Origin of the sequence: Kaistella pullorum, assembly GCF_014837035.1 — a bacterium.
Classification (GTDB): Bacteria; Bacteroidota; Bacteroidia; order Flavobacteriales; family Weeksellaceae; genus Kaistella; species Kaistella rhinocerotis.
Genome location: NZ_JACSPS010000001.1, coordinates 714,483 through 727,962 on the forward strand (window position 1 = coordinate 714,483; position 13,480 = coordinate 727,962).

At 43.5% G+C, this 13,480-nt stretch carries 12 protein-coding genes; 6 read left to right on the top strand and 6 right to left on the bottom strand.

Features of this window, described 5'->3' with window-relative positions; genetic code table 11:
• Positions 1 to 2 precede the first annotated feature (2 nt).
• From H9628_RS03400 to H9628_RS03410, 3 genes are read right to left on the bottom strand one after another with little or no spacing between them, the layout of a single operon-like run.
• A complete protein-coding gene (locus H9628_RS03400) occupies positions 3 to 3,152 on the bottom strand; it encodes an efflux RND transporter permease subunit (RefSeq protein ID WP_251832708.1) in 3,150 nt (1,049 codons plus the stop codon).
• A complete protein-coding gene (locus tag H9628_RS03405) occupies positions 3,152 to 4,381 on the bottom strand; it encodes an efflux RND transporter periplasmic adaptor subunit (protein ID WP_251832709.1) in 1,230 nt (409 codons plus the stop codon). Before H9628_RS03405 ends, H9628_RS03400 begins: the two co-directional genes overlap by 1 nt.
• 2 nt (positions 4,382 to 4,383) lie before the next feature.
• The gene (locus H9628_RS03410; protein ID WP_251832710.1) at positions 4,384 to 4,839 is read right to left on the bottom strand and encodes a transcriptional regulator; all 456 of its coding nucleotides are present in this window, start codon (positions 4,837 to 4,839) and stop codon (positions 4,384 to 4,386) included.
• A 114-nt stretch (positions 4,840 to 4,953) separates the two neighbouring features.
• Between H9628_RS03410 and H9628_RS03415 the strand changes: the two genes are divergently transcribed.
• Positions 4,954 to 5,283: a translation initiation factor gene (locus H9628_RS03415; protein WP_251832916.1), complete on the top strand. Its 330-nt coding sequence runs from the start codon at positions 4,954 to 4,956 to the stop codon at positions 5,281 to 5,283.
• Between the two features lie 87 nt (positions 5,284 to 5,370).
• Positions 5,371 to 6,225, top strand: coding sequence for a nucleoside phosphorylase (locus H9628_RS03420; RefSeq protein WP_251832711.1), 855 nt, complete (start codon positions 5,371 to 5,373; stop codon positions 6,223 to 6,225).
• A 76-nt stretch (positions 6,226 to 6,301) separates the two neighbouring features.
• On the opposite strand, the gene H9628_RS03425 is transcribed toward H9628_RS03420, so the two are convergent.
• The gene (locus H9628_RS03425; RefSeq protein ID WP_251832712.1) at positions 6,302 to 6,862 is read right to left on the bottom strand and encodes a DNA-3-methyladenine glycosylase I; all 561 of its coding nucleotides are present in this window, start codon (positions 6,860 to 6,862) and stop codon (positions 6,302 to 6,304) included.
• Positions 6,863 to 7,053: 191 nt separating this feature from the next.
• Here H9628_RS03425 and H9628_RS03430 point away from each other — a divergent pair, with 191 nt between their 5' ends.
• The gene (locus tag H9628_RS03430; protein WP_251832713.1) at positions 7,054 to 7,353 is read left to right on the top strand and encodes a hypothetical protein; all 300 of its coding nucleotides are present in this window, start codon (positions 7,054 to 7,056) and stop codon (positions 7,351 to 7,353) included.
• 104 nt (positions 7,354 to 7,457) lie between these two features.
• Positions 7,458 to 8,273 (top strand): enoyl-ACP reductase FabI, encoded by an 816-nt coding sequence (locus H9628_RS03435; RefSeq protein WP_251832714.1) that lies wholly within the window; start codon positions 7,458 to 7,460, stop codon positions 8,271 to 8,273.
• Between the two features lie 51 nt (positions 8,274 to 8,324).
• Here H9628_RS03435 and H9628_RS03440 read toward each other — a convergent pair whose 3' ends face one another.
• Positions 8,325 to 9,668, bottom strand: coding sequence for a M28 family metallopeptidase (locus H9628_RS03440; RefSeq protein WP_251832715.1), 1,344 nt, complete (start codon positions 9,666 to 9,668; stop codon positions 8,325 to 8,327).
• Positions 9,665 to 10,696 carry a threonine aldolase family protein gene (locus tag H9628_RS03445; protein WP_251832716.1) on the bottom strand — a complete coding sequence of 344 codons (1,032 nt, stop codon included), beginning with the start codon at positions 10,694 to 10,696 and terminating at the stop codon, positions 9,665 to 9,667. The genes H9628_RS03440 and H9628_RS03445 overlap by 4 nt, the downstream gene beginning before the upstream one ends.
• Positions 10,697 to 11,025: 329 nt before the next feature.
• Here H9628_RS03445 and H9628_RS03450 point away from each other — a divergent pair, with 329 nt between their 5' ends.
• Entirely contained in the window at positions 11,026 to 11,682 is a 657-nt protein-coding gene (locus H9628_RS03450) for a metal-dependent transcriptional regulator (RefSeq protein WP_251832717.1), read from the top strand.
• Between the two features lie 87 nt (positions 11,683 to 11,769).
• Positions 11,770 to 13,395 (top strand): L-glutamate gamma-semialdehyde dehydrogenase, encoded by a 1,626-nt coding sequence (gene pruA / locus H9628_RS03455; RefSeq protein WP_251832718.1) that lies wholly within the window; start codon positions 11,770 to 11,772, stop codon positions 13,393 to 13,395.
• The last annotated feature ends 85 nt before the right edge of the window (positions 13,396 to 13,480 follow it).

The window sequence follows — 13,480 nt, forward strand, 5'->3', positions numbered from 1 at the left end:
GGTTATTCAGCTAAATTGATTTCCTTCGCCTTGATGGGTTTCACTTTTTCCTGTAACCACTGGAAAATCACAAACAGCACCGGAATTGCCAGTAATCCGAAGAAAGTACCGATCAGAAGTCCCGCCGCAGCACCAGTCCCGATTGATCTGTTACCTACCGAACCAATTCCGGAAGCAAAGACCAGTGGTAACATCCCGAAAATAAACGCGAATGAAGTCATCAAAATCGGACGCAGACGTGCTTTTGCCGCATTTATCGCCGCCATCGAAAGGCTTTCACCGTGATGACGCCGTTGAACAGCGAATTCAACAATCAGAATTGCGTTTTTAGCTAAAAGTCCGACAAGCATAATCAAAGCGATTTGGAAGTAAATGTTATTCTCCAGCCCGGCAACTTTCTGTCCGAAATAAGCACCGAAAACACCAAGTGGCAGCGAAATGATTACGGCCAAAGGCAACAGGAAACTTTCGTACTGTGCCGCCAGAATAAAGTACACAAAAACCAAACTCAGCAGGAATATGACCGCTGTCTGGGATCCGGCGCTTAATTCCTCTTTTGAAAGGCCTGTGAATTCCACTACATAATCAGCGGGCAAATGTTCGGCAGCTACTTCCTGCACGGCTCGGATCGCATCACCGGTGGAGTAACCAGGATTGTTCGACCCGGACATCGATACGGAAGTAAACAGGTTATATCGTTCTACAGATTTCGGTCCGAAAGTTTTTTCCATCGTTACAAACTGGGAAATAGGCGCCATCTGGCCCGAAGCGGTTTTTACGAAAATACTGCTCAGATCAGAAGGTTCATTCCTAGCATCGGGGAATGCCTGTACCATTACCCGGAACTGCTTTCCATATTTGGTAAAATCCGCGGCATATACGCCTCCAACATAACCCTGCATTGTGCTTAGGATATCCGACACAGAAACGCCGGTTTCCTTAGCCCTTGGCACATCAATCACCATTTCATATTGCGGATAGTTGGTGTTGAATGAAGTCTGCGCAAACTGAATCTCAGGTCTCTGCATCAAAGCACCCAAATAGTTTCGGGCCGCATCGTCAAGTTGTTTCAGGTTTCCGCCTGATTTATCTAAAAGAACCGCTGAAAAGCCATCACTGCTACCAAAACCCGGAATACTTGGCGGCGAGAAGAATACGATTTTCGCATCAGGATATTTCCCGGCCAAACCGAAAAGTCTTTTTGTAATGGCCTCTACAGATTGATCATCTTCTTTTGCACGCTCATCAAAAGATTTTAGCCTGATGAAAGCCTGTCCCGCATTCGAACCGCTGCCCGACATGAATCCGCGGCTTGCGGTGAAGGTAACGTTTGCCACGCCCGGAATCTTTCTTGCTTCATCCTGAAGATCTTTCAGTACGTTATATGTCCTTTCCATCGAGGCTCCTGGCGGTAGTGAAACATCTGTGAAAATAATTCCCCGGTCTTCTTTCGGTACAAATCCTGACGGCATATTCGCATTCGCCCACCAGAAAAAGAGTCCGCCAACCGCAAAGATCACCAGTGTAGCCCACTTGTGTCGAAGGAGAAATACAAATGAGCGTCCGTATCTGTCTGTGGCTGATTTAAAGGCCACATTAAATTTAAAGAAGAATTTCTGCAGCCAGTTCATTTGAGAATATTCCTTATGATGTGCGGCATTCGGTTTTAGGAACAGGGCACAAAGCATCGGACTTAAGGTCAATGCATTCACTGCGGAAATAAGTATCGCAACAATCAATGTAATACCAAACTGCTGATAAAATACACCGGTAGGTCCTGTGATGAAGGTTACCGGAATGAAAACGGCAGCCATCACCAATGTAATAGAGATAATGGCGCCCGTAATTTCGTCCATCGCGCTCACAGTGGCTTTCTTTGCATCGGCAAAACCGTTTTCCATCTTGGCGTGAACGGCTTCTACAACTACGATAGCGTCATCTACAACGATACCGATGGCCAAAACCAGCGCGAAAAGCGTGAGCAGATTTAATGAATATCCCAAAAGGTTCAGGAAGAAGAATGAACCTACAATGGAGACTGGTACAGCGATCGCCGGAATAAGTGTGGAACGTAAATCCTGAAGGAAAATATACACCACCAAAAATACGAGCAGGAAAGCTTCAAGTAGCGTGGTTACAACCTTACCGATCGACGCTTCCAGGAAGTCGTTCGTATCAAAGTTGATGGTATAACCAACGCCTTCAGGCATTGTTTTCTGGTTTTCTTCGAGGAAAACTTTTATGTCTTTAATGATATCCTGTGCGTTTGAACCCGGCGTCTGGAAAATACCCATACTTACGGAACGGCGACCGTTGTTTTCACCGATCGAGCTGTAAGACTGCGCATCGAGTTTTATTTCGGCGACATCTTTAAGCGTCAGAAACTGGCCATTTCCGAGGGATTTTAAGATGATGTCACCATATTCCTTTGAATCATCGAATTTACCTTTGTAGGTAATCACGTACTCAAACGCATTTCCGCTGTTCTGCCCGAGCTGTCCGGCAGCCGCTTCACGTGACTGTTCGTTGATTGCTGCGGTAACATCGGTGGGTTCAAGTGAATAAGCCGCCATCTTAGCAGGATCAAGCCAAACACGCATAGAGAAATTCTTGCCGCCAAAAGCCTGTGCATCACCCACACCGTTTACCCTTTTAAGTTCCGGTATGATGTTGATATTCAAATAATTCTGAAGCCAAACTTCGTCAAGGTCCTTATTGTCAGTATAAAATGAGAGGAACATCAGCGCACTTGTACGCTGTTTCTGCACGGTAACTCCGGAACGCGTCACATCTCCCGGCAGGAGCGGAAGGGCACGCTGAACTTTATTCTGAACTTCTACAGCTGCAATATCGGGATTAACGCCTTGTTTAAAAAACACCTGGATGTTTGCCGAACCATTATTACTAGCCGAGGAGGTAATATAATCCATGCCTTCAACACCATTTACCTGCTCCTCAATCGGAATGATTACGCTATTCATAACCGTTTCGGCACTCGCACCTGTATAATTTGCATTAATGCTGACGGTTGGTGGCGCAATATCCGGATATTGGGTGACAGGAAGTGCCTGCAAGCCCAAAACTCCGAGAATGATTATCAATATCGAAACTACACTGGCCGCAACCGGCCTGTTTATAAACTGCTTTACCATTAGAATATTGGTTTTATAGCGTTTACTATTTCATCAAAATCGGCGGGCTTGGATTTCACTGCCGTGCCGGGTTTCAAAGTCCCAACACCCTGCGCTACGATTGGATCGCCTTTTTTCACGCCGTCTTTCACTACAACCATATTGTTTACACGGTCTGTGACGCCAATGAGGATGTTTTTCGCGGTATCTTTTTCAACCCGGTAAACGTAAACGAGACCCTGCTGCTCGAATGTGGCACTTTCAGGAACCACGAGGGCCTGATCATAAAGTTTTGGAACGCGGATGGTGCCGCTGTTGCCGTTGGTCAGCAATTTATCGGCATTTTTAAATGAAACTCTGAACTGAATAGTACCGGTTTGCGGATCTATCTGACCCGTTACTGCCTCGATTTTTCCTTTTTCGGAATAAGTACTGCCATTCGCCAATACCAATTCAACCATAGGTAAATTTTTTAGTTTTTCAGGAACCGTGGCTCCCACTGAATCTTCGAGAAAGTCCAGATATTCTCGCTCGTTCATTGAAAAGTATGCGTAAATACCGCTCGTGTCTGAAACCGTGGTCAGAGGTGTAGGGTCATTCGGACCTACCAGGCTTCCAACGCGTAACGGCAGTTTCCCAATGACGCCGGAAATCGGCGCACGGATTACAGAATAATCGATATTGGCCTGTACACCCTGATAATTGGCGGTAGCTTCAGAAACGCCTGCAGCTGCCTGCTGTTCTGCCGCGCGCGCTTGGGCCAGTTTTGCCTGTGAACTTGCCAGATTTGCTTTCGCTGTTTCAAGCTGAACGTTGCTGATGATATTTTTTTGGACCAATGGAATTAGTTTGTTAACCTCCACTTGCGAAGCGTTTACTTCTGCCTGCGCAGCATTGATGTTGGCTCTTGCTGCAGAAACACCCGATCGCGCCGCACCTACACCTGCTCTGGCCGCGCCGGCAGACTGCGTAAGCGTATTGGTTTCCAGACGGAAAAGAGGTTGCCCTTTCGTAACATATTGTCCTTCATCTACCAAAACCTGAGTGATATAGCCCTGGATCTTCGCACGCACATCGTTGTTTACGCGACCCTGAATAGATGCCGGGAACGACTGATAGCCGGTAACATTTCTTACCTGAACCTGAACAACAGGCAGTTCTTTCGGTCCTTCCGGTGGTTTTTCGTCGGTCTTTTTACAGGAAAGGACGCTGAGCAGCGAAAAGGAAAGTATAAATATTGTATTTTTCATATTTAGATTTTATCGAGGGTTTCTTCTATGGTTTCAATGTTTTTATTCAGTAACTGTCTGTAAATGAGGAAGCGGTTGACGTCAGTCTCATTCGCGCAGCCACGGAATTTCTGCAGGTTATCCAAAATTAGTAATTCCTGCTTCATTTTATTTATAATCGCGGAAAAGCGGATGTTGATATAATTATCGTTGATCATGAAAAGCCGTTTCCGACCGTTGATCGTGTTGAAATCGCGGATAAGTTCTGCATTCAGCAATAAGTTCAGATTTGCCGAAACCGAACTTTTACTCGCGGAAAATATTTGGATGAAGTCATCGAAACAAATTCCTTTGCGCTCAAAATCGAAAATGAGATACGAATAAATCTTGGCAGAAAGCGGTGGAAGATTGAATGTCTCACCATAAAATCTCACCATATCCTGGAAAATTTCTTCGTCAATATGTAGCGTTGATGGCATTTTTAATTAAATAACCCGCAAATATAAATGTTTAGTTCGGAACCAAGCGAACCATAATTTGTGTTTATGAAAACTTTAAGATTTGGCGGAAATCTTATTTTACTAAATTTGCCTATGGATTTACGTGACCAACTGAAAAACCTCTTTCCGACGCATGAAGAGCAGGATTTCGATCTTGAGGAAGAGAAAGAAATCTTTGTGCAGAAGGAACCGCTCATCTGCAAATTCGAAAAAAAAGGCCGCCACGGAAAGCCGGTGACCCTTATCGAAGGATTTGAAGGATCGGAAGATGATTTAAAACATATTTCAAAAAAAATTAAAACCACACTCGGTATAGGCGGTTCTGCGAAAGACGGAGTGGTTGTAATTCAGGGTGATAACCGCGACAAGATCATGAAAATACTCAATGACATGGGTTATAAAACCAAACGGGTAGGCGGATAGACGCGGGAAGCACTCTTTTTCACCGAAATATTTCTTACCTTTATTATCCTTTTTCTGAAAGGATTTTTTTAATTAAATCAACAAATTATGCTTAACAAACTGGCCGCCTCCGAACTTGTCTTGAATCCGGATGGCAGTGTGTATCACCTCAACCTTTTACCCGAAGATATCGCAGATAAAATAATCCTGGTTGGAGATCCTGACCGTGTTCCGAAGGTTTCGAAATATTTTGACAAGGTAGAAATCAAAAAAAACAAACGCGAATTTTATACTCATACTGGCACCTTGCGTGGTGAAAGAATCAGTGTAATGTCAACCGGAATCGGGACCGAAAATATCGATATCGTGATGAACGAACTCGATGCTTTGGTAAATATCGACCTTAAGGAAAAAGAGTTCAAATCCGAACATAAAGCATTGCAGCTGTTTAGGTTAGGCACGTGCGGAAGTGTAAATCCAGATATAGAAGTTGACAATATGTTGGTCACTAAAAATGTGGTCGGTCTTGACGGTTTGCTGCATTTTTATCAGGACTACAGTTTCGAAAACGAATTTTCACGAAACTTTTTGGAGAAATTCCCTTACGAAAGGATCAAGCCGATGCTTTATTTTGCAGATTGGGCGGAAGATATTTCAGATTATTACAAAGATGCCACATACCACGGCAACACCGCTACCTTCCCTGGTTTTTATGCGCCACAGGGCCGTCAACTGCGTCTTAAAGCGCTGGATGACAAGTTTTTGGAAACGTTGAATGAACTTGGCGTGACCAATTTCGAAATGGAAACTTCGGCGATATATGGACTTTCCAAGCTGTTAGGTCATAAAGCTATAACTGTAAATTCAGTAATTGCAAACCGCCGCCGCGGCGAGTTTTCAGCTGATCACCACGCTTCCGAGAAGAATATGATCGAGTGGGTGCTGGAGAGAATCATTAAATAATGAATTTGAAATTTGATGATTTGAAATCTCTATTAAACGGTGAATACAAAAAAAAGGAGCCATGATGGTTCCTTTTTTATTTTTTTCTGCAATGGCAATCCGCCACGTGATCGTTCACCATTCCGGTAGCCTGCATGTGTGCATACATCACCGTTGAGCCCAAAAATTTAAAACCTCGCTTTTTCAGATCTTTCGCGAGGCTATCCGAAATCTCGCTGGTCGCTGGTACGTCTTTTAGTGTTTTTGGATGGTTTACAATCGGTTTTCCGTCTACAAAACTCCAGATGTATTTTGAGAATGTCCCGAACTCCTGCTGAACTTCCAAAAAACGCTGTGAGTTATTCACCGTGGCTAAAATCTTGAGGCGGTTGCGCACGATGCCCGCGTCCTGCATGAGTTCTGCGGTTTTTTCCTCATTGTATTGTGCGATTTTTTTATAATTAAAATCATCGAAGGCGGCGCGAAACTTTTCACGCTTTTTTAAGATCGTAATCCACGAAAGACCGGCCTGAAAACTTTCAAGTACCAAATATTCAAATATTTTCTGATCATCATACATGGGCACGCCCCATTCATCATCATGATAATTCCGGTACAGATCATCTTTTTCACACCACGCGCAGCGAATTTTTTCCATTCTTTTTTATTCAAATTTAAAAATTTAACAGAATCAATTTAAAATATTTAAAACTGGTCATTAATTTAATCATATTGGCTTTATGTTAAGAATAATTTAACTTTTCATTAAATGGTTAAGGAATAGAAATTGATAAACAGTAAACATCAAATTTCATTTTTCATTCATTAATCACAAAAAGATAATTAATTATGGACAGACAAGATTACAACGACGCCGAAAGAGCAGTCGATCAGACAAAGTGGACAGTAAACGATTATGCAGACCGTGCGAAAGATTACATTCGTGAAGAAAAAAGAAATAATCGTGTAGCAACAAGCGAAGGCTGGATGGCCCGCGCGAAAGAAAACATCAGAGATGCCTGGGAAGATACCAAAGATGCGGTATCTGATGCCTGGGAAAAAACCAAAGACTGGACAGATGACGCTGCCGATGATGTGAAAGACGCGGGGGAAGATGTAAGAGCTGAATGGAGAAAGAGCACCAACTAATCATAATTTCATATAGTTAGATGTGGGAACCAAGAAATTGGTTCCCTTTTTTTATGCTTTGAGCAATAAAAATTCTAAATTTGTGAGAAATAATAACGATTACTATGTCATACGGATTACTACAAGGGAAGAAAGGAATTATTTTCGGCGCACTGAACGATCAGTCAATTGCCTGGAAAGTGGCAGAAAGATGCCATGAAGAAGGTGCGGAATTTATCCTGTCTAATGCTCCTATTGCAATGAGAATGGGCGAAATCGACGAACTCGCGAAGAAAACGGGATCGGACGTTGTGCCTGCAGATGCAACATCAGTGGAAGATCTCGAAAAACTGTTTGCGCATGCTCAGGAAAAATACGGGAAAATAGACTTCATCCTTCATTCCATCGGTATGTCTGTGAACATCAGAAAAGGAAAAGCTTACACCGACCTCAATTACGATTTCCTTGAAAAAGGCTGGGATGTTTCTTCGGTTTCATTCCACAAAGTGATGAAAGCGGCCTGGGACAAAGACATCATGAACGAGTGGGGATCTATTCTTGCCCTTACGTACATCGCTGCACAGCGCACCTTCCCGAATTATGGTGATATGGCCGACAACAAATCTTATCTTGAAAGCATCGCCAGAAGTTTCGGTTACTATTGGGGCGAGCGCAAAGTGCGCGTGAACACCATTTCTCAGTCGCCAGTGATGACTAAAGCGGGTGCGGGTGTGAAAGGAATCAGCGGGTTTTTTAATTTCGCTGACAGCATGTCGCCACTCGGAAATGCCGATGCGATGGATTGTGCGAACTATTGCGTGAGTATGTTCTCTGACCTGACGAGAAAAGTGACGATGCAGAACCTTTTCCACGACGGAGGATTCAGTAATACAGGAGTTTCACAGAAAATCGTGGACAAATTTGAAGATTTCGAAGGTTAATTCCTTCAATTATAAATAAAAAATTCCGCTTTTTCAGAAGCGGAATTTTTTTTATCTCGAAACCTGCGGAATCACAGGAAGACTTTCGTTGCCGTTTTCGGAAACGCTTTGCACCGCAAACAGGAAATTATCTTTCGAATACAGAACTGTAGCGGAAGTTTCTGTGGTGAAAATTTTTTTAGTCCAAACCGGGCTGCTGGTCTCGCGGATCAGGATATTATATCCTTTTACCTTCCCAATTTCGGGTTTTTCCCAGCGCAGCGCCGTACTGTTGGTAAGTTCCCGCACATCCATCTTTACGTTCATCGGTTGTTGCGGAGACTTTGCGAGATTCGCCAAAACCGCTACGTTCACTTCGGTATTTGTCTTTAAATAATCGAAGTCCATGAATTTAATTAAATCCCCGTACTGTTTGCCATTTTCCAGTTTGATATCCTGATGTTGGTGATCGTAATTCTCAAACCAATCCGTCAGCCGCACAGCCGTAAAACCGTGATTGACAAACGGTGTATGATCGCCACCACGCAGAAATCTGTCGTTACGGTAAATCAGTTTAATATCAATATCTTTCACATAGCGTTCACCGGTTTCTTTGGTATAACGCGCCAGTTGCCGTGCCCCACCGTCGTTTTCAAGTCCGAGTGCTCGCAGTCCGGCCGCAGCTTTTTCTGTATCAATCGCAGGCAATCCCTCACTGAAAACCCGCAGTTTAGGTTTTTCGCCTTTATTGGTCTGATCAAAACTGTTATTGCCAATCATGTCATTATTCAAAACTGCTAAAACCTGCCAGTTTTCGTTTTTCGCCTGATCAGCAAGCATTTTAGCACCCAAAAGTCCTTGTTCTTCGCCGGATACTGCCACAAAAAGAATTGATGCGGGAAATTTTGATGTACTTAGGACACGCGCTGCTTCAATTACCGCAGCAACGCCACTCGCATCATCATTCGCGCCGGGCGCGTCACTTTGTGCGTCCATCACGTCGGAAACGCGTGAATCGAGATGTCCGGACATGATGATGATCCGTTTGTCATTCGGGTCCGTACCTTTCAGAAGCGCGATGGCGTTTCCAAGATTGGTAACCTTGTTAATCCGTTTTCCATCCGGTTGCAGATCCTGATTTTGAAGATAGACTTCCATCCGCCCTCCGGAATTTTTTGCATAATGCCGAAATTTCGCTAACACCCAGTTCCTGGCTGCCCCTATTCCTCTTTTTGGGTCTGTAGTAGAGCTCATGGTATGACGCGTGCCGAAACTTACCATCTTTTCTACGTTTGCGCGTAGGGAATCTTTGTTTGCGTTTTTCACAAAATCGCTGATTTGCGGATCAACTACAGGTTGCTGGGCTTTTAGATGGCTGCAGCACAGCAGGATTATTAAAGGAACTAATTTTTTCATTTTAAATTTTTTATTTCTGCAATGAATTTATCTACCATTTCATCCGGAGTTGCCCAGGAAGTAAGTATCCTGATGGCTGCGCATCCGTCGTCGAGTTTCTTCCAAATGTAAAAATCAAAGTTATCAGAAAGTGCGTTAATTTGTTCCTGCGTAAGGATTGGGAAAATTTGGTTGGTGAAAGTTTCGGACAGCATTTCGCAGCCTGCATCCCGAAAAGCTGATTTTAGTTTCATCGCCTGTTGGTTTGCATGTGCAGCTAATTCGTAATATAAACCGTCGCGAAACAGCTCCTGGAACTGTATTCCCAACAAACGGCCCTTTGCAAGCAGTGCACCTTTTTGCTTTAAGTGATAGCCAAATTCATCCTGCAGCGCAATGTTATTGATGATAATCGCTTCGCCGATCAGCGCGCCGTTTTTAGTTCCGCCCAAATAAAATGCGTCGGTATAGTTTGCGATGTCTTTTAAACTTAAATCATTGTTGTTGGTCATCAATGCGTTGCCAAGTCGTGCGCCGTCCATAAACAGGAAGAGGTTTTTGTCCCGGCAGAATGTATACAGATCTTTCAGTTCATTTTTCAAGTAATGCGTCCCGATCTCCGTGGAGTTCGAAATATAAACCAATTTTTGCTTCACCTGATGCGGAATATTCTGATGCGCATCAATCACTTTCTGGATATCCTCAGGTTTCAGCTTTCCGTCTTCGCTGTAAATCCCATGAACTTTATGGCCGGTAGCTTCTATCGCGCCGCTTTCATTGGTGAAAATATGCCCGGTATCGGCGGCCACCACACTTTCGTGCGGTTTTAAGAAAGCTGAGATTGCGATCAGGTTGGCTTGGGTTCCGCCCGAAACAAAATGAACGGCAGAATTTTCACTTTCCATTTGCAGCTTTATCAGTTGCTGTGCTTTCAGCGAGTAATCATCAAGGCCATAGCCGTTCTGCTGGAAAAGATTTGTGCGTGCAAGCGCCTCCAGCACCCGTGGATGCGCACCTTCAGCGTAATCGTTTTTAAATGAATATTTCATTGATTTATATAAGTATTACCCAGCAATAATTATAAACAAAATAATTAACTAGTTATTTTCAGTGGTATAAATGTAGGATAAAAATCGGGTTTTTTAGCGGTGATGAATCAGTTGAATAACTGTGGATTCTCTACAAAAATGGGTGAATTTTGTGATAGAAAATTTGCCCCCTAAAAAAAACTAATAACCAGTTTTCCGATGTAAACGTGATATAAGGGTAAATGGCATCCATCCTATGTGTTTTAAGGGTTATGCGGCGCGCTTCAATGAAGCGCGTTTTTTTATGTTTAGATTTAATTGTTAGATTTGTACAGGAAATTATCTAATATATGCTGTCTCTTACCGAGGAAAACTACCTTAAAGCAATCTTTCATCTCACCACCACCGAAAATACCGTGACTGTAAATGAGATCAGCAAATTCCTGAATGTGAAAATGCCCAGTGTGAACAATATGATGAAAAAGTTCGCAACCAGAAAATGGGTTATTTATGAAAGTTATAAACCGATCGAAATAACCTCGGAAGGTAAAAGACAGGCCGCGCAAATTGTAAGAAAACACCGGCTGACAGAGATGTTTTTGGTTGAAAAAATGAATTTTGGCTGGGAAAACGTCCATGAAATTGCAGAGCAACTTGAACATATACATTCAGAGGAATTTTTTGATAAGATGGATGAACTGCTCAATTTTCCCAAATATGACCCGCACGGCGAACCGATTCCCGATAAAGACGGCGTCATTATCGCGCAGGACCTGCTGAAGCTCAGCGAGTGCAGCACCGGAAAGGTATTTATTTTCACGTCGGTCACCATAAGCGACGACGATTTTCTGACCTATCTGACAGAAAAAAAACTGGAACTGGGAAAAGAAATCGAAATCCTTCTGATTGAAAGGTATGACCGGTCGATGACCGTTCGAATTGGCGATGAGCAGGCGATTCTAAGCAAGATTATCTGCGAGAAAATCCTGGTGAAAGAGCGCCTGTAGCAAGCAGGCGGGCTTTTGGCACATTGCGGCAATTGGCTTAACTTTGTGCATAACATTCTAATATTAATCGTAAAAAAATTTAAAGATATGAGTAAAGCAATCTCTCAGGTACCGTTTGCTGTGAATGAGCCGGTAAGAGCTTACGAGCCCGGATCTCCCGAGGTGAAATCGCTTATTTCCACGTATAAGAAAATGTGGAGCGAAAAATGGGAAATCCCGATGTTCATTAATGGCCAGGCAGTAACAACTGATGAAAAAGTTGCTATATCATCGCCGCAGGATCACAAACACGACCTTGGCTTTTACTATAAAGGTACGATGCAGCACGTAGACGATGCTATCAATACAGCGTTGGCTGCAAAAGAAAAATGGAACAAACTGGGCTGGGAGCACCGCGCAGCGATTTTTCTTAAGGCTGCAGAACTTATTGCCGGGCCATACAGAGACCGTCTGAATGCTGCGACGATGATCGGGCAAAGTAAAAACGTTCATCAGGCTGAGATCGATGCAGCCTGTGAGTTTATTGATTTTCTGCGCTACAATGTGGAATTCATGACCGAGATTTACTCAGAACAGCCGGTTTCTGACGCGGGTATCTGGAATCGTTCAGAATACCGTCCGCTCGAAGGTTTTTGCTTTGCTGTAACGCCGTTCAACTTTACCGCTATTGCCGGAAATCTGCCAACATGTATGGCAATGATGGGCAATGTGGTGGTTTGGAAACCTTCAAACAGCCAGGTTCTTTCAGCGCAGGTTATCATGGAAGTTTTAATTGAAGCCGGGCTTCCTGCAGGTGTAATCAACCTGATTTTTACAGACGGTAAAGAAACTGCAGAGAAAGTACTCGCACATCCTGATTTTGCTGGTCTGCATTTTACAGGTTCAACCTCCGTATTCCAGGGAATGTGGAAGATGATCGGTGATAACATCCATAATTATAAAACCTACCCAAGAATTGTAGGTGAAACCGGCGGAAAAGATTTCGTTATGGTTCACCATACCGCAAATCCTGCTGCTGTAGCAACCGCTTTGGTGCGTGGCGCATTTGAGTATCAAGGCCAGAAATGTTCTGCTGCTTCACGTGCTTATATCCCAAAATCGCTTTGGGCTGAAGTAAAAGAAATCATGGGTGCGCAACTTAAAACTGTGAAGATGGGAAGTCCGGAAGATCCTTCGAATTTCGTGAACGCGGTAATCCACGAAGCTTCTTTCAAAAAATGCAAAGGCTATATCGAACGTGCAGCACAGGCTTCGGACGCAACTGTAATCTTTGGCGGTAAATGCGATGACAGCAAAGGCTGGTTCGTGGAGCCGACGGTGATTGAAACTACAAATCCTCAGTACGAATCTGTTTGCGAAGAAATCTTCGGACCAATTCTTACGGTTTACGTCTATGAAGATGCGAAGTGGGCAGAAACACTGAAACTGGTAGATCAAACGTCTATCTATTCACTTACAGGTTCCATTTTCGCGCAGGACCGTTACGCAATCGAGGAAGCATATAACGCACTGGAGAACGCTGCCGGAAATTTCTACATCAATGACAAACCAACCGGAGCGGTTGTGGGTCAGCAGCCATTCGGCGGAGCCAGAGCTTCAGGAACAAATGATAAGGCCGGTTCAAAAATGAACCTTTTGCGCTGGACTTCTGTACGAAGCATTAAGGAAACTTTTGTTTCTCCAAAAGATTACAAATACCCTTATTTGGGATAAAATTCATGTCAAAATAATTTAAACTCTGTCGTTTTGGCAGAGTTTTTTGTTTTAAGGTTGACAGTTCACAATTTCAAAAAATACA